General features: G+C 62.6%; 22 protein-coding genes. 7 read left to right on the top strand and 15 right to left on the bottom strand.

Features of this window, described 5'->3' with window-relative positions; translation table 11 throughout:
• Window positions 1-60: 60 nt before the first annotated feature.
• The 4 genes from nagZ (KDB76_RS09460) to KDB76_RS09445 form a co-directional block, all read right to left on the bottom strand.
• Entirely contained in the window at window positions 61-1,059 is a 999-nt protein-coding gene (gene nagZ, locus KDB76_RS09460; protein ID WP_013971721.1) for a beta-N-acetylhexosaminidase, read from the bottom strand.
• Between the two features lie 194 nt (window positions 1,060-1,253).
• Window positions 1,254-2,252, bottom strand: a complete 999-nt coding sequence (gene nagZ / locus KDB76_RS09455) for a beta-N-acetylhexosaminidase (protein WP_169774649.1) — start codon at window positions 2,250-2,252, stop codon at window positions 1,254-1,256.
• A 22-nt stretch (window positions 2,253-2,274) separates the two neighbouring features.
• Window positions 2,275-2,799 (bottom strand): L,D-transpeptidase, encoded by a 525-nt coding sequence (locus KDB76_RS09450; protein WP_013971719.1) that lies wholly within the window; start codon window positions 2,797-2,799, stop codon window positions 2,275-2,277.
• Window positions 2,800-2,839: 40 nt separating this feature from the next.
• Window positions 2,840-3,553 carry a TetR/AcrR family transcriptional regulator gene (locus KDB76_RS09445; protein ID WP_038409178.1) on the bottom strand — a complete coding sequence of 238 codons (714 nt, stop codon included), beginning with the start codon at window positions 3,551-3,553 and terminating at the stop codon, window positions 2,840-2,842.
• Window positions 3,554-3,768: 215 nt separating this feature from the next.
• Here KDB76_RS09445 and lexA point away from each other — a divergent pair, with 215 nt between their 5' ends.
• Window positions 3,769-4,377, top strand: a complete 609-nt coding sequence (gene lexA, locus KDB76_RS09440) for a transcriptional repressor LexA (RefSeq protein WP_004376420.1) — start codon at window positions 3,769-3,771, stop codon at window positions 4,375-4,377.
• Between the two features lie 13 nt (window positions 4,378-4,390).
• Entirely contained in the window at window positions 4,391-4,867 is a 477-nt protein-coding gene (sulA, locus tag KDB76_RS09435) for an SOS-induced cell division inhibitor SulA (protein WP_013971717.1), read from the top strand.
• 49 nt (window positions 4,868-4,916) lie between these two features.
• Here sulA and KDB76_RS09430 read toward each other — a convergent pair whose 3' ends face one another.
• The 7 genes from KDB76_RS09430 to KDB76_RS09400 all read right to left on the bottom strand — a co-directional run bounded on the left by KDB76_RS09430 (window position 4,917) and on the right by KDB76_RS09400 (window position 13,370).
• Window positions 4,917-5,150 (bottom strand): hypothetical protein, encoded by a 234-nt coding sequence (locus KDB76_RS09430; protein ID WP_004376430.1) that lies wholly within the window; start codon window positions 5,148-5,150, stop codon window positions 4,917-4,919.
• Between the two features lie 50 nt (window positions 5,151-5,200).
• Window positions 5,201-5,716 (bottom strand): DUF6586 family protein, encoded by a 516-nt coding sequence (locus KDB76_RS09425; RefSeq protein ID WP_013971715.1) that lies wholly within the window; start codon window positions 5,714-5,716, stop codon window positions 5,201-5,203.
• 187 nt (window positions 5,717-5,903) lie between these two features.
• Window positions 5,904-8,513 (bottom strand): type I DNA topoisomerase, encoded by a 2,610-nt coding sequence (topA, locus tag KDB76_RS09420; protein WP_013971714.1) that lies wholly within the window; start codon window positions 8,511-8,513, stop codon window positions 5,904-5,906.
• Between the two features lie 100 nt (window positions 8,514-8,613).
• The gene (locus tag KDB76_RS09415; protein WP_023661154.1) at window positions 8,614-8,865 is read right to left on the bottom strand and encodes a DUF1653 domain-containing protein; all 252 of its coding nucleotides are present in this window, start codon (window positions 8,863-8,865) and stop codon (window positions 8,614-8,616) included.
• A 77-nt stretch (window positions 8,866-8,942) separates the two neighbouring features.
• Window positions 8,943-10,118 carry an acetyl-CoA C-acyltransferase FadA gene (gene fadA, locus KDB76_RS09410; RefSeq protein ID WP_013971712.1) on the bottom strand — a complete coding sequence of 392 codons (1,176 nt, stop codon included), beginning with the start codon at window positions 10,116-10,118 and terminating at the stop codon, window positions 8,943-8,945.
• Between the two features lie 31 nt (window positions 10,119-10,149).
• A complete protein-coding gene (gene fadB, locus KDB76_RS09405) occupies window positions 10,150-12,297 on the bottom strand; it encodes a fatty acid oxidation complex subunit alpha FadB (RefSeq protein ID WP_013971711.1) in 2,148 nt (715 codons plus the stop codon).
• Between the two features lie 635 nt (window positions 12,298-12,932).
• The gene (locus KDB76_RS09400; protein ID WP_013971710.1) at window positions 12,933-13,370 is read right to left on the bottom strand and encodes a hypothetical protein; all 438 of its coding nucleotides are present in this window, start codon (window positions 13,368-13,370) and stop codon (window positions 12,933-12,935) included.
• 110 nt (window positions 13,371-13,480) lie between these two features.
• Here KDB76_RS09400 and KDB76_RS09395 point away from each other — a divergent pair, with 110 nt between their 5' ends.
• Window positions 13,481-13,921 carry a universal stress protein gene (locus tag KDB76_RS09395; protein ID WP_013971709.1) on the top strand — a complete coding sequence of 147 codons (441 nt, stop codon included), beginning with the start codon at window positions 13,481-13,483 and terminating at the stop codon, window positions 13,919-13,921.
• A gap of 125 nt (window positions 13,922-14,046) precedes the next feature.
• On the opposite strand, the gene KDB76_RS09390 is transcribed toward KDB76_RS09395, so the two are convergent.
• Entirely contained in the window at window positions 14,047-15,975 is a 1,929-nt protein-coding gene (locus tag KDB76_RS09390) for an ATP-binding cassette domain-containing protein (protein WP_024086579.1), read from the bottom strand.
• A gap of 221 nt (window positions 15,976-16,196) precedes the next feature.
• Here KDB76_RS09390 and KDB76_RS09385 point away from each other — a divergent pair, with 221 nt between their 5' ends.
• Entirely contained in the window at window positions 16,197-18,122 is a 1,926-nt protein-coding gene (locus KDB76_RS09385) for a transglycosylase SLT domain-containing protein (protein ID WP_013971707.1), read from the top strand.
• Window positions 18,123-18,251: 129 nt separating this feature from the next.
• On the opposite strand, the gene KDB76_RS09380 is transcribed toward KDB76_RS09385, so the two are convergent.
• Both KDB76_RS09380 and KDB76_RS09375 read right to left on the bottom strand, forming a co-directional pair.
• Window positions 18,252-19,055: an MOSC domain-containing protein gene (locus tag KDB76_RS09380; RefSeq protein WP_013971706.1), complete on the bottom strand. Its 804-nt coding sequence runs from the start codon at window positions 19,053-19,055 to the stop codon at window positions 18,252-18,254.
• A gap of 56 nt (window positions 19,056-19,111) precedes the next feature.
• Entirely contained in the window at window positions 19,112-20,047 is a 936-nt protein-coding gene (locus KDB76_RS09375; protein ID WP_013971705.1) for a chemotaxis protein CheV, read from the bottom strand.
• Window positions 20,048-20,397: 350 nt separating this feature from the next.
• On the opposite strand from KDB76_RS09375, the gene KDB76_RS09370 reads away from it, so the two are divergent.
• From KDB76_RS09370 to KDB76_RS09360, 3 genes are all read left to right on the top strand, one after another.
• A complete protein-coding gene (locus KDB76_RS09370) occupies window positions 20,398-20,907 on the top strand; it encodes a histidine kinase (RefSeq protein WP_031324484.1) in 510 nt (169 codons plus the stop codon).
• A gap of 371 nt (window positions 20,908-21,278) precedes the next feature.
• Window positions 21,279-22,175, top strand: a complete 897-nt coding sequence (locus KDB76_RS09365; RefSeq protein WP_013971703.1) for a sensor histidine kinase — start codon at window positions 21,279-21,281, stop codon at window positions 22,173-22,175.
• On the top strand, window positions 22,165-22,824 hold the full coding sequence (locus KDB76_RS09360) for a response regulator transcription factor (protein WP_013971702.1): 660 nt from the start codon (window positions 22,165-22,167) through the stop codon (window positions 22,822-22,824). The genes KDB76_RS09365 and KDB76_RS09360 overlap by 11 nt, the downstream gene beginning before the upstream one ends.
• Here KDB76_RS09360 and yegS read toward each other — a convergent pair.
• Window positions 22,808-23,695 (bottom strand): lipid kinase YegS, encoded by an 888-nt coding sequence (gene yegS / locus KDB76_RS09355; protein ID WP_038409175.1) that lies wholly within the window; start codon window positions 23,693-23,695, stop codon window positions 22,808-22,810. The genes KDB76_RS09360 and yegS overlap by 17 nt on opposite strands.
• Window positions 23,696-23,865: the final 170 nt, after the last annotated feature.

Genomic DNA, 23,865 nt, shown 5'->3' with positions numbered 1-23,865 from the left:
GCCCTCAAGGGCGGTGCCGTACCTGTGGGAGCGGGCATGCCCGCGAAGGGGCCGGCGCGGTCAATCGACCAACTGCGCCTCTCGCAACGCCCCCAACGCCTCCAGCCACCGCGGCTGCTGGCGATAGTCAGTGCGCGCAAAACTGAAGCCTCGCATCCGAGCAAGGCGCGGCGATGGCTTGACTTTCAAGCGCTGCGCAGCCAGCAGAGCGAGCTCTGCCGAAGCCCGGTCATTACATACCAGGCCCACGTCACATCCCGCACCGAAAGCAGCCTCGACGCGACCAGCAACATCTCCGACCACATGGGCACCGGCCATGGACAGATCATCACTGAAAATCACGCCATCGAAGCCAAGCTCCCCCCTGAGAATGTCCTGAAGCCAGCGCCTCGAAAAACCGGCGGGCTTACTATCGACCTGGGGATAGATCACATGTGCAGGCATCACTGCCGACAGCTGGCGTGCCAATCGGGTAAATGGCACCAGGTCCGTCTTGCGCAGTTCATCCAGGCTGCGATCATCTACGGGAATGGCCACATGCGAATCGGCCTCAGCCCAGCCATGCCCAGGAAAATGCTTGCCGCATGCTGCCATGCCCGCTGCAGTCATGCCACGGATGAACGCCCCACCCAGCTGAGTAACACGCTGAGGATCACCATCGAAGGCACGCGCACCAATGACCGCACTGCGCCCATGATCCAGATCGAGCACTGGAGCAAAACTCAAATCCAGCCCGATCGCCAGCACCTCGGTTGCCATCAACCAGCCACAATGCCCGGCCAAACGCTCGGCATCATCGCTCTGGGCGATCTGCCGCATGGATGGCAACCTGACGAACCCTTCACGCAAGCGTTGCACCCGCCCACCTTCCTGATCGACCGCAATGATCAGGTCAGGGCGCAAAGCACGTACGGAAGCGCACAGCTCCCGCACCTGACGCGGGTGGGCAATATTACGAGCAAAGATGATCAAACCAGCTACTTCAGGCTGGAGCAATAACCGACGATCCTCAGGTGTCAGCCCCGTGCCTTCGATATCGACCATCAAGGCCCCCTGCATACAAACTGTCATTACAAAATCCTCTAATCGAATATCAGAAACCCATTACGGGCGAAGCGGAGAAATCTCCGCTTTGCCCGAGTCTCTGGAATGCGTGCTGCCTGGTACACCGGGGCACATTTCCCGGTGTACTCACGCAATACGCACATCGAAAACGCAGGATCCTGTCTCGGACCGAGCAGGGTGGAGCCTCGTCAGTCGACCAGTTGAGCGTCCTTCAACGCGGACAATGCCTGCTGCCAACGAGGCTGCTGACGATAGTCAGTCCGCGCAAACCCTTGCCCGCGCATGCCTGCGATGCGTGGCGAAGGTTTTACCTTCATGCGTTGTGCCGCACTCAGTGCCAGCTCCGCAGCCGCCCGATCATTGCAAACCAGCCCCATATCACAACCGGCGCTCAGTGCTGCTTCGATGCGGCTCGCCGCATCCCCGACAACATGTGCGCCGGCCATCGACAAATCGTCACTGAAGATCACCCCGTCGAAACCCAGCTCGCCACGCAGGATGTCCTGCAACCAGCGCCGCGAGAAGCCAGCCGGCTGGTTGTCAACCTGCGGGTAGATGACATGCGCCGGCATCACTGCCGCCAATTGCCCGCTCAGGCGGGTGAACGGCACCAGGTCGGCCTGGCGCAGCTGTTCGAGGCTGCGCTCATCGGTCGGGATGGCCACATGCGAGTCCGCTTCGGCCCAGCCATGCCCCGGGAAGTGCTTGCCACAAGCCGCCATACCCGCCGCATTCATGCCACGGATGAACGCCCCGGCCAGTTGCGTGGCACGCAGCGGGTCACCCTCGAAGGCGCGGCTGCCCACCACGGCGCTGCGCTGGTGGTCCAGGTCGAGTACCGGGGCAAAGCTGAGGTCCAGGCCAACCGCCAGCACCTCGGTCGCCATCAACCAACCGCACTGCTCGGCCAGGTACTCGGCGTTGTCATTGTCCGCTATCGCCCGCATGGCCGGCAGGCGCACAAAGCCCTGGCGCAGGCGCTGCACCCGGCCGCCCTCCTGGTCCACCGCCAGGATCAGGTCGGGCCGGATGGCACGGATCGACGCGCACAGTTCACGCACCTGGCGCGGGCTGTCGATGTTGCGGGCAAAAATGATCAGGCCAGCCACTTCAGGTTGGCGTAGCAGGTGACGGTCTTCGGCGGTCAGCCATTTACCGGCGATATCCACCATCAGGGAGCCTTGCAGGCTGACAGTCATGGGTAATCCTTCATTGAAGACTGAGAGAAGCCCACTGGGGGCAGGCGGCCTGCTCGATGCGCACCGGGCAATGGGCCGGCACCTGCTCGAACAGGCTTAGCAAATCGATGTTGCGCAGGCGTATGCATCCATGGGACAGCGCTACGCCCAAGGGTTCCGTATCCGGGGTGCCGTGCAGGTAGATATAACGGCGGAAGGTGTCGACCGCACCCAGGCGGTTGACACCCGGCTCGCAGCCACTAAGCCAGAGGATGCGGGTGAGGATCCAGTCCCGGCCGGGGTATTGCGCATGCAAGGCCGGCGACCACACCTCGCCGGTCCAGCGCCGCCCGGCCAATACCGCATTCAGCGGCAAGCCCGCGCCGATCTTCGCTCGCACCTGGTGCAAGCCACACGGCGTGCAACCCGAGCCGTTGCGCTCGCCGGCGCCGTTGCGCGCCGTTGAAACCGGCAGGCGTACGCGCAGCTGGCCATCGGCAAAACCATAAAGGCGCTGATCGGCGAGGGAAATGTGCAGGAAGTCGAGGTCAGGCATGGGCGCTAGCTTAGCCGAAGCGCCCTGCCCCGCCCAGCCTTCAGGCCTTGGCGGTGGTGGCGCCTGCGCTGGTCTTGGTGCGCGGGCGCAGCTGCGCGGCGGCCATGGCGTCGTCGGTTATACCGCTATCGGCACGCATGCCCGCAGCCAGGAACGGCACCATCAGGCGCATTACCTGCTCGATCGAGGTATTGATGCCGAAATCGGTTTCGGCAATCGCCCGCAGGGCCTTGATACCAGACATGCTGAAGGCGGCAGCACCAAGCATGAAGTGCACGCGCCAGAACAGCTCCAGCGGAGGAATGCGCGGCGCGGCCTCGTTGACCAGTAGCATGTAGCGGCGGAACACCTTGCCGTACATGTCTTCCAGGTAACGCCGCAGGTGGCCCTGGCTCTGGCTGAAGGCCAGGCCCAGCAGGCGCATGAAGATCGACAGGTCGTTGTTGCTGCGCGGCTGCACGGCCAAAGCCTGCTCGACCAGCATATCCAGCAGCTCCTCGAGGCTCGGCTTGTGCTCAGGCTTGGCCTGGCGCCGCTCCAGCTCACGTTCGAGGCTGGCGCAGAACGGCCCGAGGAAGCGCGAAAACACTGCCTGGATCAGGGCCTTCTTGGAGCCGAAGTGATAGTTGACCGCCGCCAGGTTGACCCCGGCCTTGCTGGTAATCAGCCGCAACGAGGTTTCTGCGAACCCCCTTTCCGCGAACAGCTGCTCGGCAGCATCGAGAATGCGTTCAACGGTTTCCGATTGGGCCATGACTACTCCGACTACTCCGCCAGACAAACAGGTGTTTGAAACATACGTTTCAGCCCTGCTTCTGTCAAGGCTCGGTGACCGGCCGGTCGCCATTTAAAAGCGCCAGGAGGGCGGCTGCAAGCGCCATTGCTGCTGTTTATTGCAGGTTTTGGCTTGCAGCGCATCCAGTACTGTATATAATTCCAGTCACTGTACAAAAAGACAGAGCGCTCACCATGTTGAAACTGACGCCACGCCAAGCCGAAATTCTCGCGTTCATCAAGCGTTGCCTGGAAGACAACGGCTTCCCGCCGACGCGCGCCGAGATTGCTCAGGAGCTGGGCTTCAAGTCGCCCAACGCCGCCGAGGAACACCTCAAGGCCCTCGCCCGCAAGGGCGCGATCGAGATGACCCCGGGCGCCTCCCGTGGTATTCGCATCCCCGGCCTGGAAGCCAAGGCCGAAGAAAGCGGCCTGCCGATCATCGGCCGGGTTGCCGCCGGTGCGCCGATCCTTGCCGAACAGCACATCGAGCAATCCTGCAACATCAACCCCGACTTCTTCCACCCCCAGGCCGACTATCTGCTGCGCGTACACGGCATGAGCATGAAGGACGTCGGCATCTTCGATGGCGACCTGCTGGCGGTACACACCTGCCGCGAAGCCCGCAATGGCCAGATCGTCGTGGCCCGCATCGGCGACGAAGTCACCGTCAAGCGCTTCAAGCGCGAAGGCAGCAAGGTGTGGCTGCTTGCCGAAAACCCCGAATTCGCCCCCATCGAAGTCGACCTGAAAGAACAGGAGCTGGTGATCGAGGGCTTGAGCGTCGGCGTCATTCGCCGCTGATCCAGGAGGCGTCATGCAGCAGTTCATTCACGTACCCGAGCAAGCTCAGTTGCCATTGTTCGAAGCATTCCTCGCCCAGCCCGTACTGCCTGGCCTGAAAGCCAGCGAAGTGGCGCGCAAGAGCAGCCAGCCCGAGCTGTTCAGCGAACTGTCGCTGCGCGGAGCCCCCGGGCATTGCCAAAGCCTGCTGGCACCCGTGCTGCGCGAACTGAGCGAAGAGGACGAGACCCGCTGGCTGACCCTGATCGCCCCGCCGTCGAGCCTGACCCAGGCCTGGCTGCGCGATGCCGGGCTCAACCGTGAACGCATCCTGCTGCTGCAACCTCGTGGCAATCAAAGCCCGCTTCAACTGGCCTGCGAAGCCTTGCGTCTGGGCCGCAGCCACACCGTCGTCAGCTGGCTGGGCAATGTCAACGCCACTGCGCGCCAGCAATTGCTGCGCGCTGCCAGTGCCGGAAACGCACAAAGCCTGAACATCCGCCTCGGCTGATGTTCAGGCTTTGCCTGTCACTGCATGAAACCTGATGCCCTGCTGCACCTCAGTGCAGCACACGCGGCCCTTCATCACGCTCAAGCTCGCCATCCATCAGGCGACCGGCCATCTGTACGCCCACGCTGAGCATGGCCTTGGCCACTTCCACATGCTGACCCTGCAGGAACGCCTTGGCGTCTTCCGAGAAATCCAGGGTTACCAGAGAGCCCTCATCCTCGGCGCGACGCAGTTCGATGCGGCCATCAGGCAACTCGACAATTTCCAGAAACGACGTAGACATAAATGGCAGTTCTCCGCGAAAGGCCAGCATTGTACCAGCCGTAGCAGCTATCAGCACTCACTCAACGCGTCACGGAAACGTCTCACCAGGCCTTTGAGGTCGCTGCGCCAGCTTTCCAGTTCGGCACGCGACAGCGCCGGATGCTCGGGCTCATCGAGATTGACCGCCTGGATCAATGGCTGGGTAACGTCGGTTTTCGGCGTTTTTTTCGCGACCGGTGGTCGGAACAAATCGGCATAAGCACCAAGCATTTGTGCCAGCCAGGTTTCGCGCTGGCGGGCCAGCTCCAACAGCTCGGCCACTTCCGGGATGGCGATGCCATTCAGGGCATCGTCGGCCAGTGCCTGCTCGACCGTTGCAACAACTGGCAGGCGGTAGAAGCCACCAATTTCATGACACAGGCCCAGCAATGCGCCGTAGAGATGGAACAGCGCCGACTCGCGTTCGGCCTGGACCAGGCCTTGTGCATTCATGGCCTGGCTTTGTTCGGCCTTGGCCATGGACTCCAGGGCGAGGCCGGCAAAGAACAGTTTCTGATTGGTGCGGGTGTAGAGTTCCTGGGCCATTTCAGTGACCTCCCTAAGGCTGCAAGGCGGATAGCTGCATCATAAATGATTGGGGCCGCTTTGCGCCCCTTCGCAGGCTTGCCTGCCCCCACAGGAATTGCATCAAGCCCAAGGCCTGCGCTGTACCTGTAGGAGCGGGCAAGCCCGCGAAGGGGCGCAAAGCGGCCCCAATTACAGCACTGACAGATCAGCGCTTGTCTTCAACCTTCCACGCATTGCCGTCGTAGAACGCCTTCCAGCCGGTCGGCTTGCCATCAACCTCGGACTGCACGTACTGCTCCTTGGTCTTGCGGCTGTAGCGGATCACTGCAGGGCGGCCTTCCGGGTCTTTCTGCGGCGCATCGCACAGGAAGTGGTACTTCGGATCAATCTCGTGTTTGTGTGGAACGATTTCCAGCACCAGCGGTGCACGGGTTTCGCGATTCTTGGGGAACTGGCTGGCTGCCAGGAACAGCCCCGAAGCGCCATCACGCAGCACGTAGGTATCGTCGACCTTCTCGCACTTGAGCTCTGGCATGTCCACCTTGTCCATCTTCGGTGGCGCCGCCTCGCCGCTCTTGAGCAGTTTGCGAGTGTTCTTGCACGCCGGGTTGGTGCAACCGAAGAACTTGCCGAAGCGGCCAGTCTTCAACTGCATCTCGCTGCCACACTTGTCGCACTCCAGGCTCGGCCCTTCGTAACCCTTGATGCGGTAGTTGCCTTCCTCGATCTCGTAGCCAGCGCAATCCGGGTTGTTACCGCAGATGTGCAGCTTGTGCTTCTCGTCCAGCAGGTAGGCATCCATCGCCGTGGCGCAGATCGGGCAGCGGTGCTTGCCCAGCAACACGCGGGATTCCGATTCGCCCTCGTCGTCGGCGGCAATCTCGTCGCCCGGCACCAGGTTGACGGTGGCCTTGCAGCGCTCTTTCGGCGGCAGGCTGTAGCCCGAGCAACCGAGGAACACGCCGGTGGAAGCGGTGCGGATCATCATCGGCCGGCCACATTCCTTGCACGGAATGTTGGTCATGGTCGGCTGGTTGGCACGCATGCCGTCTTCGTTGGACTCGGCAGTCTGCAGCTTCTTGCTGAAATCGCCGTAGAACTCGTCGAGCACGTTCTTCCAGTCACGCTCGCCCTGGGCCACGTCGTCGAGGTTCTCTTCCATGTCGGCGGTAAAGCCGTAGTCCATCAGGTTGGAGAAGCTTTCGGACAGGCGCTCGGTGACGATGTCGCCCATCTTCTCGGAATAGAAGCGGCGGTTGTGCAGAGTCACATAGCCACGGTCCTGAATGGTCGAAATGATCGCCGCATAGGTCGACGGGCGACCGATGCCACGCTTTTCCATTTCCTTGACCAGGCTGGCTTCGGTGAAGCGCGCCGGTGGCTTGGTGAAGTGCTGGCTCGGGTCGATCTGGATCAGCTTCAGCGCTTCGCCCTGGACCATTTCCGGCAACACGTCGTCTTCGCCAGGCTTGCTCTGTTGCGGCAGCACACGGGTGTAACCGTCGAACTTGAGGATACGGCCCTTGGCACGCAACTCGAAGTCGCCTGCAGCCACGGTGACGCTGGTGGACAGGTATTGCGCCGGCGGCATCTGGCAGGCCAGGAACTGGCGCCAGATCAGCTCATACAGGCGCTCGGCGTCACGCTCCATGCCACTGAGCTTGCTCGGGTGGGTGTTTACGTCGGAAGGACGAATCGCTTCGTGCGCCTCCTGGGCGCCTTCCTTGCTGCCGTACACCAGCGGTGCCTCGGGCAGGTACTGCTTGCCGAACTCGCGCTCGATGTAGCTGCGCGCCATATCCAGGGCGTCGGCCGACAGGTTGGTCGAGTCGGTACGCATGTAGGTGATGTAGCCGGCTTCGTACAAGCGCTGGGCCATCATCATGGTTTTCTTCACACCGAAGCCCAGGCGGTTGCTGGCGGCCTGCTGCAAGGTGGAGGTAATGAACGGTGCCGAAGGCTTGCTGCTGGTCGGGCGGTCTTCGCGCTTGACCACGCTGTAGCTGGAAGCCTTGAGCTTCTCCAGCGCGGCCATGGCCTGGGCTTCGTTCAGCGGCTTGAAGGCCTCACCCTTCTCGCGGGCCACTTCGAAACGCACCTTGGCGTTCTTGGCGGTGCCGAGGTCGGCGTGGATTTCCCAGTACTCTTCCGGGATGAACGCGCGGATTTCACGCTCGCGCTCCACCACCAGCTTCACCGCCACCGACTGTACACGGCCGGCGGACAGGCCACGTGCGATCTTGGCCCACAGCAGCGGCGAAACCATGTAGCCGACCACGCGGTCGAGGAAACGCCGCGCCTGCTGCGCGTTGACCCGGTCGATATCCAGCTCGCCCGGCTGCGAGAAGGCTTCCTGGATGGCCTTCTTGGTGATTTCGTTGAACACCACGCGCTTGTAGCGGGTGTCGTCGCCGCCGATGGCCTCGCGCAGGTGCCAGGCAATGGCTTCCCCTTCGCGGTCCAAGTCGGTTGCGAGATAGATGGTGTCGGCATCCTTCGCCAGGCGGCGCAGCTCTTCGATCACCTTTTCCTTGCCAGGCAGGATCTCGTACTTGGCCTTCCAGCCGTGGTCGGGGTCGACGCCCATGCGTGCCACCAGCTGGCGGCGGGCCTTTTCCTTCGGCGACAGGGCCGGAGCCTCACCCGCGGCCTTGCCACGCTTGGCGGCTGGCTCTTTGCTGGCGCTGGCCGAACCGCTGGTGGGGAGGTCTCGGATATGGCCGATACTCGACTTCACCACGTACTGGTTGCCCAGGTACTTGTTGATGGTCTTGGCCTTGGCCGGGGATTCCACAATGACCAGCGATTTGCCCATGGATCGGAGTATTCCTGAATCTGAAGATGAAAAACGCGTCAGGTGCCAGACGCGGCACCGCTATATATAGTGGCAAAAGTGTGAGGTCAAGTTCGGACTATCACTCGTGCGACTTGCCCAGCAACCCGGGCAGCCCCTCTTCGGCCTTGACCAAAGCAAAGCGTGGCACCTGCTCGCCGTCAACCTCGACGGACTCCTGGAACATCGAAAGTGGCCGTACCCAGAAGCTGTAATCACCATACAGGCATTGGTAGAACACCATCCACTCTTCGCTCTCGGAGTGCCGCGCAACACTGAAGACACGGTACTCAGGCCCTTTGTAATGCCGGTATACGCCTGGTTGTATCTGCATGTTGCCCACCCTCTTGAATAAAACCTGTAAAAAACAAAACCGGGGCACAAGGCCCCGGTCGCTGTCCCGCTACGCGATCAGACGCGTTCGAAGACAGTGGTGATACCTTGGCCGAGGCCGACACACATGGTCGCCACCCCCAGGGTACCGCCATTCTGCTTCATGACGTTGAGCAGGGTGCCGGAAATCCGTGCCCCGGAGCAACCGAACGGGTGGCCCAAGGCAATGGCGCCGCCGTGCAGGTTAACCTTCTCATCCATCTTGTCGAGTACTTTCAAGTCTTTCAGCACTGGCAGGGCCTGTGCAGCGAAGGCTTCGTTGAGCTCGATGAAGTCGATGTCGGCCATGGTCAGGCCAGCACGCTTGAGGGCTTTCTGGGTCGACGGCACCGGGCCGTAGCCCATGATTGCCGGATCGACACCAGCTACCGCCATGGAACGGATGACCGCCAATGGCTGGATACCCAGGTCCATGGCGCGCTGGCCGGACATGACGATCATGCACGATGCACCGTCGGTGATCTGCGACGAGGTACCGGCAGTGACGGTACCGCCTTTCGGGTTGAACGCCGGCTTCAGCGACGCCAGGCCTTCGAGGGTGGTTTCCGGGCGAATGGTTTCGTCGAAATCGAACACCTTCAGGAAGCCGTTCTCGTCGTAGCCCTGCATCGGGATGATTTCATCCTTGAACTTGCCTTCTACCGTGGCCTTGTGGGCCAGCTGGTGCGAACGCAGGCCGAACAGGTCCTGCTGCTCACGGGTGATGCCGTGCATCTTGCCGAGCATTTCCGCGGTCAGGCCCATCATCCCGGAAGCCTTGGCGGCATGCAAGGACAGGTGCGGGTTGGGGTCGACGCCATGCATCATGCTGACGTGGCCCATGTGTTCCACGCCACCGACCACGAATACATCACCGTTGCCGGTCATGATCGCCTGGGCGGCGGTGTGCAGCGCGCTCATCGACGAGCCGCACAGGCGGCTGACGGTCTGCGCCGCGGAGGTGTGCGGGATCTGGGTCATCAGCGAGGCCATGCGGGCGATGTTCCAGCCCTGCTCGAGGGTCTGGTTGACGCAGCCCCAGATCACGTCCTCGACTTCTTTCGGGTCGACCTTGTCGTTGCGTTCCAACAGCTTGCTGATCAGGTGCGCCGACATGTCTTCGGCGCGGGTATTGCGGTGCATGCCACCCTTGGAGCGGCCCATCGGCGTGCGACCGAAGTCGACAATCACCACGTCTCTTGGATTCAGGCTCATATCAAATCTCTCGCTCTAGCTCGTTGACCGCTCAGTTGAAGAAGCGCTGGCCGTTCTTGGCCATTTCACGCAGCTTGGCGGTCGGGTGGTACAGCGGCCCCAGGTCGGCGTATTGATCGGCCAGGGCAACGAATTCGGCCACACCGATCGAGTCGATGTAGCGCAGCGCACCACCGCGGAAGGGAGGGAAGCCAATGCCGTAGACCAGGCCCATGTCGGCTTCGGCAGCGGTTTCGACGATGCCGTCTTCCAGGCAGCGCACGGTCTCCAGGCACAGCGGGATCATCATCCAGTTGATGATGTCTTCGTCGGTGACTTCACGCTGCTCGAAGACGATCGGCTTGAGCACGTCGAGCACGGTGGCGTCGGCGACCTTCTTCGGCTTGCCGCGCTTGTCGGTTTCGTAGGCGTAGAAGCCCTTGCCGTTCTTCTGGCCCAGGCGGTTGGCCTCGTAAAGTGCGTCAACGGCCGAGCGGCGCTCGTCCTTCATGCGGTCCGGGAAGCCTTCGGCCATCACGTCGCGGCCGTGGTGGCCGGTGTCGATGCCGACCACGTCCATCAGGTACGCCGGGCCCATCGGCCAGCCGAACTTTTCCATGACCTTGTCGATACGCACGAAGTCGACACCGGCGCTTACCAGCTTGGCGAAGCCGCCGAAGTACGGGAACAGCACGCGGTTGACCAGGAAGCCCGGGCAGTCGTTGACCACGATCGGGTTCTTGCCCATTTTCTTGGCGTAGGCCACGGTGGTGGCAACCGCCACTTCACTGGACTTCTCGCCACGGATGACTTCCACCAGCGGCATCATGTGCACCGGGTTGAAGAAGTGCATGCCGACGAAGTTTTCCGGGCGCTTGAGCGCCTTGGCCAGCAGGTTGATGGAAATGGTCGAGGTGTTGGAAGCGAGGATCGCATCGTCCTTCACCTGGGCTTCCACTTCAGCCAGCACGGCCTGCTTGACTTTCGGGTTTTCGACCACGGCCTCGACGACGATGTCGACATTGGCGAAATCGCCATAGGACAGGGTCGGGCGAATGGCGTTGAGTGCCTCGGCCATCTTGGCCGGGGTCAGGCGGCCCTTCTCGACGCGATTGCCGAGCAGCTTGGAGGCCTCGTTCAGGCCCAGCTGGATGGCTTCCTCGCGGATATCCTTCATCAGGATCGGGGTGCCCTTGACCGCCGACTGGTAGGCGATGCCGCCACCCATGATGCCGGCGCCGAGCACGGCGGCCTGCTTCACGTCGTGGGCGATTTCGTCATGCGCCTTGGCCTTGCGCTTGAGTTCCTGGTCGTTGAGGAACAGGCCGATCAGGCTTTCGGCAACCGAGGTCTTGGCCAGCTTGGCGAAGCCTGCGGCTTCCACTTCCAGGGCCTTGTCACGACCGAAGTTGGCAGCCTTCTGGATGGTCTTGATGGCTTCGACCGGGGCTGGGTAGTTAGGGCCGGCCTGGCCGGCGACGAAGCCCTTGGCAGTCTCGAAGGCCATCATCTGCTCGATGGCATTGAGCTTGAGCTTTTCCAGCTTGGGCTGGCGCTTGGCCTTGTAGTCCAGCTCGCCACTGATGGCGCGCTTGACCAGGTCAAGGGCACCGGCCATCAGCAGTTGAGGCGCGACCACGGCGTCGACGGCACCCACTTTCAGGGCGTCCTCGGCACGGTTTTCCTTGCCGGCGGCGATCCATTCGATGGCGTTGTCCGAACCGATCAGGCGCGGCAGGCGCACGGTACCGCCGAAGCCCGGGTAGATACCCAGTTTGACTTCCGGCAGGCCAATCTTGGCGCTGGTGGACATGACCCGGTAGTCGGCGGCCAGGCACATTTCCAGGCCGCCGCCCAGGGCGATGCCGTTGATGGCGGCGACGGTCGGCACTTCGAGGTCTTCGAAGGCGTTGAAAATGCGATTGGCTTCCAGGTTGCCGGCGACCAGTTCGGCCTCGGGCAGCTTGAAGTTGTCGACGAACTCGGTGATGTCGGCGCCGACGATGAACACGTCCTTGCCACTGCTGACGATCACGCCCTTGACCGAGGCGTCGGCCTTGATGGCATCGACGGCCTGGCGCAGTTCGTTCAGGGTCAGGCGGTTGAACTTGTTGACGGACTCACCCTTGAGGTCGAACTTGAGCTCGACGATGCCACTTTCAAGAGCCTTAACCGTGATGGCTTTACCTTCGTAAATCATCAACTGATCTCCACGATATGGAAGCTGAACTGTACACGCCGATCGCTGCAGCAAAAGCAGGCCTAGCTGCCCTGCCCCAGGCACACCCGTCAGCGCGCTAGTCGGAAGTATGGCTTGGCGTCATGACATACAAACGCTCAATTCATACGCTCGTTTGATTTGGGTGTGCACACATTCTCCGAAAAGATCGGCGTTGTCAAATGCTCGCGAGCAAGGTGAAAACACGACTTTCCGGTCATTTTGTAGCGTCCCGGTACAAAACATGATGACAGTGATTGCTGACCATTCATGTCGGCGATTGACCATGAACCGCAGAAGAATGGTGCAGCTTTTACCTTGCGCGGCGGCCTTGAACGGCTACACTGGCACTTGCTTGAATGCATACCCGGCCTGCCTGGCCTTTTCTGCGCAGCAGAACGCAAAGCGGCGACTTGGCACCCCACCCCTTCAGGGGTCGGCCAAGCCGCCGCTTTGTCGTTATGTGCTTGCCTTCGGATGAGAAGACCAATGGGAGGGCTTAGCGGGGCCCTGTGGGAGCGGGTTTACCCGCGAACACCGGCAAAGCCGGTGCCATCCACCGAGTCGCCTTTTTCGCGGGTAAACCCGCTCCCACAGGGGCCGCGCAAAGGCAAATTTCAGGCCAGGGTTTCGAGAACGTGGGCAATATCCTGCAACACAGCGGTATCACCCCGCTCGGTCCAGTACAGCGCGATCATCCGGGCATCGGCCTCGACCTTGTAGACACTCGCCGGCAAGCGCGCCAAGGCCTCCATGAAGCGTGGGTCCTCGCAGGGCTCACGCCACTGGTTCCACCACACCCCCGGGGTGATCTGCCAGAAGCTGAAGCTGTCCTCATGCCCGCGGCGACGGGCCCGGTGGTATTGCGGGCACGGGCTTGGCGGTTCCTTTTCCAGCCAGTGCGGCCACTGCTGCGGCGCCAGCTGCATGGCCAAACCCATGCGCCGAGCCTCCAGGCGCAGCTTCATCTGCTCGCTCTGCTTGCGCGAGGTGCGCAGCCAGGAAAGCGGGCTGAGAATCAGCGCGAGGATTGACACCACCAGCAATACCGTCATATCAGTAGTTCCCATAAAACGTTGCAAATGAGCTGGTTAGCCATTTTTCACGGAAGACCCGCCCGAAAGCGACCATACTTCTTCTATCGCGATTGTCAGGAGTTCCGCTCATGTCCTACGAACATCTTCTGGTCGCCGTCGACCTGACCGAAGAATGCGACCCGGTGATCAAACGCGCCATGGCGCTGGCCGCGCCGTCGAATGCCAAGGTTTCGCTGGTACACATCGTCGAGCCGATGGCCATGGCGTTCGGCGGCGACGTGCCGATGGACCTGTCGCAGCTGCAACAGCAGCAGTTCGACCAGGCCAAGGAGCGCATGGACCGCCTGTTCAACAAATACCCGGACATCCACCGCGGCGACTCGCACCTGACCTATGGCCAGCCGCGCCAGGAGATTCACCAACTGGCCAAGGACCAGAAGTGCGACCTGATCGTGGTCGGCAGCCATGGCCGTCATGGCCTGGCGTTGCTGCTGGGGTCCACGGCCAATGACGTGCTGCATGGGGCGCCCTGCGATGTACTGGCGGTGCGCTTGCAGAAGAAGGAATGATTCAACCGGTGCCGGCCCTTTCGCGGGTGAACCCGCTCCCACAGGTACTGCACCGCGTTCAACAGCGGTGCGGTCCTTGTGGGAGCGGGTTCACCCGCGAACAGGCCGGGCCAGGCTAACGCCGATCAGCCTTCCAGCTCGGCCCAGCGCTCCACCAGCACATCCAGCTCACCCTGCAGCTTCTCGATCTTGGCCAGCACTGCCGAGGTTTCCGCAATCGGCCGCTGATAGAAGCCCGCCGCATTCACTTCTTCCTGGGCCTCGGCCATGCGCTGCTCCAGCTCGTCGATCTGCCCCGGCAGCATTTCCAGCTCACGTTGCAGCTTGTAGCTGAGCTTCTTCTTCGAACCATCAGCCACCACTGCAACCTGCGCAGGCGCCGGCTTGGCCTCTACCTTCTCCACCACCGCGCTGTTGAGCTCGGACTTGCCGCCCTTGCTCTCGGTCACGCCCAACAGCTTCGGCGAGCCCCCTTGGCGAATCCAGTCCTCGTAACCACCGACGTATTCACGCACCTTGCCCTCGCCTTCGAACACCAGGGTGCTGGTGACGACGTTGTCGAGGAAGGCCCGGTCGTGGCTGACCATCAGCACGGTGCCCTTGTAGTTGGACAGCACCTCCTCGAGCAGCTCGAGGGTTTCCACGTCCAGGTCGTTGGTCGGCTCGTCAAGCACCAGCAGGTTGGCCGGCTTGCTGAACAGCTTGGCCAGCAACAGCCGTGCACGCTCGCCACCCGACAGCGCCTTTACCGGCGTACGGGCACGCTGAGGGCTGAACAGGAAATCGCCCAGGTAGCTCAGCACATGGCGGTTCTGGCCGTCGATCTCGATGAAGTCCCGGCCTTCGGCCAGGTTGTCGATAACGGTCTTTTCCAGGTCGAGTTGGTGGCGCATCTGGTCGAAATAGGCCACTTCCAGCTTGGTGCCGCGCTCGACCTTGCCTGCGGTCGGCTCCAGGTCACCGAGCATCAGCTTTAGCAACGTGGTCTTGCCGGTACCATTCGCGCCCAGCAGGCCGATGCGGTCCTCACGCTGCAGGACCATGGAGAAGTCCTTGACCAGCACAGGCCCTTCCGGGTGATGGAAGCTGACGTTCTCCAGCACCATTACCTGCTTGCCGGACTTTTCCGCCGCCTCGATCTGGATGTTGGCCTTGCCCTGGCGCTCGCGGCGTTCGCTGCGCTCCACGCGCAGGGCCTTCAGTGCGCGTACGCGGCCTTCGTTGCGGGTACGGCGGGCCTTGATGCCCTGGCGAATCCATACCTCTTCCTGGGCCAGACGCTTGTCGAACAACGCGTTGGCGGTTTCCTCGGCGGCCAGTGCGGCCTCCTTGTGCACCAGGAAGCTGGCATAGTCGCCGTTCCAGTCGATCAGGCCGCCGCGGTCCAGTTCCAGGATGCGGGTGGCCAGGTTCTGCAGGAACGAACGGTCGTGGGTGATGAACAATACCGCGCCATTGAAGCCGCGCAGGGCCTCTTCGAGCCAGGCGATGGCACCGATGTCCAGGTGGTTGGTCGGCTCGTCGAGCAGCAGCAGGTCGGGCTCCGACACCAGCGCCTGGGCCAGCAGCACGCGGCGGCGCCAGCCACCGGACAGTTCGGCCAGGGTCTTGTCGGCCGGCAGCTGCAGGCGGCTGAGGGTGCTTTCCACCACCTGCTGCAGGCGCCAGCCGTCACGGGCTTCCAGCTCGTGCTGGACGTGCATGAGTTTTTCCAGGTCTTCATCACCCTGGATGTTCAGGCTCAGGTGATGGAACTGCGCCAGCAGATCGCCCACACCATCCAGGCCTGCGGCCACCACATCGAACACCGTGCGCTCGTCGGCCACCGGCAGCTCCTGCGGCAGCTCGCCGATCTTCAGGCCCGGGGCACGCCAGATTTCGCCGTCGTCGCCCTTCTGCTCGCCCTTGACCAGGCGCAGCATGCTCGACTTGCCGGTGCCGTTGCGGCCGATGATGCACACCCGCTCGCCACGAGCGATCTGCCAGGACACTTTGTCCAGCAGCGGCATGGCGCCGAATGCGAGGGACACATCGCTGAATTTGAGCAGGGTCATGTTGGTCTCCATAAATCGGGCGCGCATTCTACCTGACTTGGCCCCCGACGGCATCCGCCTGGTCATCCGGCAAGGGCTTTGCGACATCTGGTCGAACTTAATATCCCGATACAAGCACAGTGCTTTCACCCGCCGCCGGCAAACAGCTAAGCTAAGGCAATAGCTTCCAACAGTGCTGGCTCCGCCGTCACTTCCCCATGGTTCAACTGCCCGGACGTATCATGCGCAGCCGCCTGTTACATATTGCATCCTGCCTGCTGCTCACCGCCGCCACCTGCGCGGCGCAGGCCGCCGATCTTACCCTGCAACGCCAGTACTATGACGAGGCCAAGCGCGCGCTGGCCAAAGGCGACAAAGGCCCATACCTGCGCTATGCCCAGGCCCTCAGCGACTACCCGCTGACGCCCTACCTGGCCTACGACGAACTCACCGCCCGCCTGAAAACCGCGAGCAACCAGGAAATCGAAGGCTTCCTTGCCAAGCATGGCGACCTGCCCCAGGCCAACTGGATGAAACTGCGCTGGTTGCGCTGGCTGGCCGAACGCGGCGAATGGAACACTTTCGTCAAGTACTACGACCCCAAGCTCAACTTCACCGAACTGGACTGCCTCAACGGCCAGTACCAGCTCAGCCACGGCCTGCGCGCCGAGGGTTTTGCCACGGCCGACAAACTGTGGAACGTCGGCAAGTCGCAGCCGGCTACCTGCGACACACTGTTCGGCATGTGGGCGGCCGAGGGCCAACTGACCGAGGCCAAGCGCTGGCAACGCACCAAGCTGGCGGCCCAGGCGCGCAACTACGGCCTGGCCAACAACCTGGTCAAGACCCTGACCACCCTCGCGCCGCAGGGGCGCCTGCTAGTAGAGGTGGCGCAGAAACCCGAGCTGCTCAACCAGCCGTCGCGCTTCACCCCGGCCAACGAAGCCATGTCCGACGTAGTCAGCCTCGGCCTGCGCCGCCTGGCCCGACAGGACCCGGAGCGGGCCATGGCGCTGCTCGACGACTACGCCCAGCGCATGCACTTTTCACGCGACGAGAAGGTGGCCATCGCCCGCGAAATCGGCCTGACCCTGGCGCGCCGCTACGACCCGCGCGCGCTCGACCTGATGACCCGTTACGACCCCGAGCTGCGTGACAACACCGTCAGCGAATGGCGCTTGCGCCTGCTGCTGCGCCTGGGCCGCTGGGAAGACGCCTACGAGCTGACCCGCCGCCTGCCCCAGGACCTGGCCAACAGCAGCCGCTGGAAGTACTGGCAGGCGCGCAGCCTGGAGCTGGCGCAACCGAACAACCCACAGATCCCGCTGCTGTACAAGACCGTGGCGCGTGAACGTGACTTCTACGGTTTCCTCGCCGCCGACCGGGCACAAACCCCTTACCAGCTGAACAACAAGCCGCTGGTGCTCAGCCCGCAGCTAGTCAACAAAGTCCGCAACACCCCGGGCATCCGCCGTGCCCTGGAGTTCCACGCCCGTGGCCAGATCGTCGAAGGCCGCCGCGAGTGGTACCACGTCAGCCGACACTTCACCCGCGACGAAATGGTCGCCCAGGCGCGCCTGGGCTACGACCTGCGCTGGTACTTCCCGGCCATTCGAACCATCAGCCAGGCGCAGTACTGGGACGACCTGGACATCCGCTTCCCGATGGCCCACCGCGACACCCTGGTGCGCGAGGCCAAGGTCCGCGGCCTGCATTCGAGCTGGGTCTTCGCCATTACCCGCCAGGAAAGTGCGTTCATGGAGGATGCCCGTTCCCCGGTGGGTGCCAGCGGCCTGATGCAGTTGATGCCGGCCACGGCCAAGGAAACCGCGCGCAAGTTCAGTATCCCTCTGGCATCACCGGCGCAGGTGCTCAACCCGGACAAGAACATCCAGCTGGGCGCGGCCTACCTGAGCCAGGTGCACAGCCAGTTCAACGGTAACCGGGTGCTCGCTTCGGCAGCCTACAATGCCGGGCCGGGACGCGTGCGACAGTGGCTCAAAGGCGCCAAGCACCTGAGCTTCGATGTGTGGGTGGAGTCGATCCCGTTCGACGAAACGCGCCAGTATGTGCAGAACGTACTGTCGTATTCGGTGATCTATGGGCAGAAGCTGAACTCGCCGCAGCCACTGGTGGATTGGCATGAGCGGTATTTCGATGACATGTGATTGCTACTGAGCCTGCGCCGGCCTCTTCGCGGGTAAACCCGCTCCCACAGATATTTCACCGGTCCTGAATGCGGTGCAGTATCTGTGGGAGCGGGTTTACCCGCGAAGAGGCCGGCACAGGCAACACAGCTACTCCAGGATTTCGACCTTCATCCCTACCTCCAACCGCCCACTGCCATCCACTGCCAGGTTCTGCCCGAACAGCACATCCCCCTCCTTCTCACGGAAGGTCCTGAGCGTGGCCATCGGCTCGCGGTCCTCGGTACGCTCGCCGGTAGCCGGGTCGATGGTGGTAAAGATGCAGCGCACACTGGGCTTGAGCACGCGAAATTCCAGGCTGCCGATACGGATCCGCTTCCACCCATCTTCGGCAAACGGTTCGGCCCCCTGCACCACCAGGTTGGGCCGAAAGCGAAGCACCTCCATGGGCCGGCCGATACGGCGGTCGAGTTCTTCCAGCGATCCCTGGTTGATCAGCAACAACGGGAAACCGTCGGGGAACGCCGCCCGGTCACTGTTGAAGCCATAGCCATTGGGCAGATAACGCGCGCGCTGCTCCGGGCAATACACCAGGCGCACGGCCTTGCCCAGCAACTGGCTGAGCCAGGCCGCCGCCGCATCGCCCGCATCCGGCACACGCAAGGTATCGCGCCAGATGGTCACGCCGCGCAGGGCGTCATCGGTAGGTGGCACAGGTACCCGCAAGGGAATTTGCCCAGGTGATTCCAGCAGCAACTGGCCGCTGTCATCATCACTTGCCTTGATCTGGCCTAGATGAGGCCAGGCGCGCTGGGTAAGGAAGCGTCCGTTTTCTTCCTCCACCACCATCCAGCGCCGGTCGCCCTGCAACCCCAGCAACCCCACCGGTGAAGCCTGCAGGCGTTGCGCCTGCCCGGACTTCACCGGGTACCGATACAGCTCACTGAGAAACATCCCTGCCGCCTCGCGTCATGCCAAAACGCCAAGCTTATACCCGGCAGGGGCCGGGATCACGCAGTAGCGGCATCCAGCAACAGGCGTTGCTTGACCACGTCGACCAGGCGATCGGGCTGGAACTTGGACAGGAAGTTGTCGCAGCCAACCTTCTTCACCATGGATTCGTTGAAACTGCCCGACAGCGAGGTGTGCAACACCACGTACAGCCGGCGCAAACGGGCATCGCCACGGATCTCGGTGGTCAACCGGTAGCCGTCCATTTCCGGCATCTCGGCGTCGGTGAACACCATCAGCAGCTTCTCGCACACATCCTCTCCAGCGTCGGCCCAGCCCTTGAGCATGCGCAGCGCCTTCAGGCCATCACTGGCCACGTGCAGCTTCACGCCCAGCTGGGACAGGGTGTCGCGCAATTGCGCCAGGGCCACGCTGGAATCGTCCACCAGCAGCACTTCGCGGCCGCGGGCCCGGGCCAGCACCGGATCGGCGAGTTTGTCGCCGGAAACCCGGGCGTTGTAGGGCACGATCTCGGCCAGCACCTTCTCCACGTCGATCACTTCCACCAGCTTGTCATCGACCTTGGTGATGGCCGTCAGGTAATGCTGGCGTCCGGCGCTGGACGGCGGCGGCATGATCGCCTCCCAGTTCATGTTGACGATGCGGTCGACACCGCCCACCAGGAAAGCCTGCACCGAGCGGTTGTATTCGGTGACGATGATGGTGCTGTCCGGCCCCGGCTGCAGCGGGCGCATGCCGATCGCCTGGGACAGGTCGATCACCGGCAGGGTCTGGCCGCGCAGGTTGACTACGCCGCAGACGAAAGCGTGGCGCTGGGGCATCAGGGTCAATTTGGGCAGCTGCAGCACTTCCTGCACTTTGAACACGTTGATCGCGAACAACTGGCGGCCGGCCAGGCGAAACATCAGGATTTCCAGTCGGTTCTCACCCACCAGTTGCGTGCGTTGGTCTACCGTGTCGAGAATGCCAGCCATTGGAAAGCCCCCAGGCTTAAGTCGGAAAATGTGAAATCAGCCACCCTGTATCGGCGGCTTCACGCACACCTTGACCCTTGCGGGAAAATGCCGTGAAGGCAATTGATATCACTTTACCATCATGCTTTACTGCGGGAAGCGCGGGTGATTCAGCGGGACAGCAAAAGTTCCCCACCTGAGGCCCTTATCAGGGAAACCCTTAGCCACAATCGGGTGAAACCTGATGTTCGCGATATCCTTTAGCCACTAATGTGACGCCATTCTCATTGCATGAATGGAGTCAGGCTTTTGCTAGCTATCGTTTTGGCGTGCCCGTCCCCTGTGCCAGCCCCACGCGCGGGGGCATCATGATGGACAGCGCCTTGTCGTTCGATAACGCCCTGCAGGGTTTCCTGCTGGATGCCCAGGTACTGCTGACCCAGGCCCAGGAATGCCTGCAGCATCTGGAACTGATCGACAACGACCCGGATGCTTGCCACTACCTGGAAAATGCCCTCGACAACCTCGCTCGACAGGCCGCACATCTGGGCCTGCGCGAAATCGCCCATTACACCACCGCCCTGCAGCAGTTGCTGGCACCGGCCTGTCAGGTCGGTTGCCTGCAGCGCGAAGCCCTGCCCGCGGTAGGGGCTTGCCTGACCCTGCTAGCCTGGCAGCTGGAACTGGTCGACCCTTGCACCGGGCGGCTTAACATGGACATCGGCGAGCAGCTGGTGCTGCTGGGTGAACTGGCCAAGGCCGTGCAGCAAACGTTTGCACAACCTTGCACACCCTGCGACGAGCAAGGCAGCGTATGCATCCACCCGCATTCCGAGACGGCAGGCAGCACGCACTCCGGCCGCTCATCTGCCACCTATTGAACTGGCGCAAAATGCAGCCGGGCACGTTTATTCAGGCCCACCCTGGCCGAACCTGGAAAATTCTCGAGGCTTTTCAGGTTGAGGGGGGCCAAGTTGAATCAACAGCACACAAGTTCCATGGCAAGTGCCTGTTGCGCGATCAAGCAAAGCGGCACTTTGCCACCCTCCAGCGCCCGCCCCGCCGGCGTTTCATGGCGTTACCCGATCGCGACCAATGCACTGCGAAGTGGTAATATGCAGCCCCAAAACGCTTGCGAGCAGCAAGGTCGCAAGATCATGTGTTTGAAAGAAAAAGGCAAGTACTGCTCCAAAGCCTCTGACATGGATTGTGCAAGGCCTCCATCAGCAATACTTCAGTGGCTTCCCTACCTATGTTTCCACGCTTGAACACTTCTTCGCGGTGCTGCTCCCGCACTACCCTGCTGCGCTGGGCAACTGTCGGGCTGTGCATGGCCTCGCTGGTCGCCAACCTGTTGCTGTACCTGGCCGATCAGGTGATCCCGGCCAGCCTGCTGGTGCTGCAACTGGTCGCCACACTGGGCGCTACCGTGCACCTGGCCCTGGGTGCCAGGTCGATCAGCCTGCGCCCGGCGGAACTGGCCGAGCGCATGCTCAAAGTCCAGGAAGGCGAGCGCCAGCACCTGAGCCGGGAACTGCACGACGACATCGGCCAGTTGCTCACCGCCGCCAAGCTGCAGCTGCAGTGGCTGCAGAAGCGCATGCCCGACGAGCTGCAAGGCCACTGCGACGCGCTGCGCAGCACGCTGGATGACACCTTGGGCAACGTGCGCGATGTCTCCGCCCTGCTCAACCCGCGGCAGTTGGCCAGTCTGGGCCTGGAGGCCAGCCTGCGCGCACACCTGGTGCGCACCCTGGGCAACAGCGGCGTTCACTGGAGCCTGGCATGCAACCAGCGCCTGGGGGGCATCGACGAGGCCGTGGCCATGGCGGTGTTCCGCATTACCCAGGAAGCCGTGACCAACATGCTGCGCCACGCCCAGGCACGCAATCTGGTCATCCGCCTGCAGCGCACCCCCGAGGGGTTGGCGCTGTCAATCCAAGACGATGGCCGCGGCTTCGTGCCCGCCAGGCAACCGGCCGAAGCAGGCCAGCGGGGCTTGGCCGGTATGCAGGAGCGGGTAACCGCGTTGCAGGGCAGCCTGGACATCACCAGCCAGCTCGGCCTGGGCACGCACATCGAGGCGATGTTCCCATGGCCACCGCGCACTCAGCAACGCGCCAGGAGCACTGCAACCCATGACCTGTAGACTGCTGCTGGTAGACGACCACTCGCTGATTCGCGCCGGTGTGCGCGCACTGGTGTGCGATATTCCCGGCTATGACGTGATCGGTGAAGCCGACGACGGCAGCCAGTTGCTCGAACAGGTGCGCACGCTGGCGCCGGACATAGTCTTGCTGGACATCTCCATGCGCTCGACCAGCGGCCTGGACGCCCTCACCCAACTACGCGCCAGCGGCAGCACCTGCAAAGTGTTGATCCTGTCGATGCACACCGACCCGGACCTGATCATGCGGGCACTGGAAAGTGGCGCCCACGGCTACCTGCTCAAGGACACCAGCGCCACCGAGCTGGAACAGGCCCTGGCCGCGGTGCGCAACGGCGAGCGCTATCTCAGCCCAGCCGTCGCTCATACGGTCATCAACCAGGCGCTGCTGCACACCAGGCAGGGCAAGCAACCAGCTGGCGAGCGGCATAATCTCACGGCGCGACAGCTGGAGATCCTGCGCCTGATCGTGCGTGGCAAGTCCACCCGGGAAATCGCCACCGGCCTGGGCCTGTCGATCAAGACAGTGGAAACCCACCGCTCGCAAGTAATGAAACGCCTGCAAATCCATGACGTGGCCGGCCTGGTGCTGTTCGCCGTGCGCGAGAAAATCATCAGCCTGGACGACTGAGCAACGGAGACCCCTCTGGCAGGTGTAGCCGCAATGCAGCGGGCTTGGCCTGGAAGCGTAACTTTTCGGCCTGCACTGGCTCGCCATCGAGGTTGATGTCCAGCCCCTGCGAGCACTTGATCTCCACCCAGGGCAACCTGGCCCTGACGAACAGACCGTTACCGGCCAACAGCTCACGCAACGTCCCGACCATCTCCTGAGGTGCCGGCAGGATGGCGATATCGAGCAAGCCGTCGTTCACCAGGGCCTCGGGGCATAGCACTTGCCCACCCCCGGCCTGGCGGCCATTGCCGATCCCCAGCGCCAGCAGGTCACCCTGCCAGTCGAAGCCTGGCCCTTGCAGCTCTACCGAGGCGGCCTGCAGTTCGCTGAAGCGTGACAACCCGGTGAACAGGTAGGCGGCCGCGCCCAGTACTTTCTTCAGGTCTTCGGAGGTACTGGCCGTGACCTGGCTGCCAAAACCGCCCGTGGCCATGTTGAGGAACAACTGGTCGCCGGCCTGGCCCAGGTCTATTGGCCGTGCGGATATGTTTAGCAAGGCCAGGGCCGTGGCAGGCTCCAGGGGTATGCCGGCGGCCTTGACAAAATCGTTGGCTGTGCCCAGCGGCAACAACGCCAGGCTGGCCTGGGTACCTGCCAGCCCCATGGCCTCGGCGACATCACGCAGCGTGCCATCCCCGCCTCCGGCGACGATGTGGTCGTAGCCGGCGGCCAGCGCCTCGGTGACCAGGCGCTGGGCGTCACCGGCCTCCCAGGTGACCCGCACATCCAGCACCCAGCCGCTGTCGCGCAGGCCATGCACGGCGCTGCGCACGTCTTCGTTCATGGCCTGCTTGCCGTGCAGGATCAGCATTGCCTTGCGCCCTTGCATGTGCGCGCCTCCGTGAAGTGATCAACCCAGATCTCGACCCTTTGCAGTCGCGGATCGTTGCATGCGCCCGAAAAAATAGCAGGCCGCTCCCAGTATTTAATTGCGTAGGCCGGTCTTTTCCCACACGCCTGGCAATGCACGGCTATGCTCAGCAAATACACTTTATTGCC

The sequence above is a fragment of the Pseudomonas sp. JS425 genome, from assembly GCF_018223845.1.
GTDB classification, from domain to species: Bacteria; Pseudomonadota; Gammaproteobacteria; order Pseudomonadales; family Pseudomonadaceae; genus Aquipseudomonas; species Aquipseudomonas asiatica.
The sequence above is the reverse complement of the archived record's forward strand: the minus strand, read 5'-3'. Positions and strand labels throughout refer to the sequence as shown.

Bases quoted from the DNA above. Each gene is read 5' to 3' on its own strand.
- nagZ (WP_013971721.1), bottom strand. From the start codon at position 1,059: ATGCAGGGGGCCTTGATGGTCGATATCGAAGGCACGGGGCTGACACCT.
- KDB76_RS09450 (WP_013971719.1), bottom strand. From the start codon at position 2,799: ATGCCTGACCTCGACTTCCTGCACATTTCCCTCGCCGATCAGCGCCTT.
- KDB76_RS09445 (WP_038409178.1), bottom strand. From the start codon at position 3,553: ATGGCCCAATCGGAAACCGTTGAACGCATTCTCGATGCTGCCGAGCAG.
- lexA (WP_004376420.1), top strand. From the start codon at position 3,769: ATGTTGAAACTGACGCCACGCCAAGCCGAAATTCTCGCGTTCATCAAG.
- sulA (WP_013971717.1), top strand. From the start codon at position 4,391: ATGCAGCAGTTCATTCACGTACCCGAGCAAGCTCAGTTGCCATTGTTC.
- KDB76_RS09430 (WP_004376430.1), bottom strand. From the start codon at position 5,150: ATGTCTACGTCGTTTCTGGAAATTGTCGAGTTGCCTGATGGCCGCATC.
- KDB76_RS09425 (WP_013971715.1), bottom strand. From the start codon at position 5,716: ATGGCCCAGGAACTCTACACCCGCACCAATCAGAAACTGTTCTTTGCC.
- topA (WP_013971714.1), bottom strand. From the start codon at position 8,513: ATGGGCAAATCGCTGGTCATTGTGGAATCCCCGGCCAAGGCCAAGACC.
- KDB76_RS09415 (WP_023661154.1), bottom strand. From the start codon at position 8,865: ATGCAGATACAACCAGGCGTATACCGGCATTACAAAGGGCCTGAGTAC.
- fadA (WP_013971712.1), bottom strand. From the start codon at position 10,118: ATGAGCCTGAATCCAAGAGACGTGGTGATTGTCGACTTCGGTCGCACG.
- fadB (WP_013971711.1), bottom strand. From the start codon at position 12,297: ATGATTTACGAAGGTAAAGCCATCACGGTTAAGGCTCTTGAAAGTGGC.
- KDB76_RS09400 (WP_013971710.1), bottom strand. From the start codon at position 13,370: ATGACGGTATTGCTGGTGGTGTCAATCCTCGCGCTGATTCTCAGCCCG.
- KDB76_RS09395 (WP_013971709.1), top strand. From the start codon at position 13,481: ATGTCCTACGAACATCTTCTGGTCGCCGTCGACCTGACCGAAGAATGC.
- KDB76_RS09390 (WP_024086579.1), bottom strand. From the start codon at position 15,975: ATGACCCTGCTCAAATTCAGCGATGTGTCCCTCGCATTCGGCGCCATG.
- KDB76_RS09385 (WP_013971707.1), top strand. From the start codon at position 16,197: ATGCGCAGCCGCCTGTTACATATTGCATCCTGCCTGCTGCTCACCGCC.
- KDB76_RS09380 (WP_013971706.1), bottom strand. From the start codon at position 19,055: ATGTTTCTCAGTGAGCTGTATCGGTACCCGGTGAAGTCCGGGCAGGCG.
- KDB76_RS09375 (WP_013971705.1), bottom strand. From the start codon at position 20,047: ATGGCTGGCATTCTCGACACGGTAGACCAACGCACGCAACTGGTGGGT.
- KDB76_RS09370 (WP_031324484.1), top strand. From the start codon at position 20,398: ATGGACAGCGCCTTGTCGTTCGATAACGCCCTGCAGGGTTTCCTGCTG.
- KDB76_RS09365 (WP_013971703.1), top strand. From the start codon at position 21,279: ATGTTTCCACGCTTGAACACTTCTTCGCGGTGCTGCTCCCGCACTACC.
- KDB76_RS09360 (WP_013971702.1), top strand. From the start codon at position 22,165: ATGACCTGTAGACTGCTGCTGGTAGACGACCACTCGCTGATTCGCGCC.
- yegS (WP_038409175.1), bottom strand. From the start codon at position 23,695: ATGCAAGGGCGCAAGGCAATGCTGATCCTGCACGGCAAGCAGGCCATG.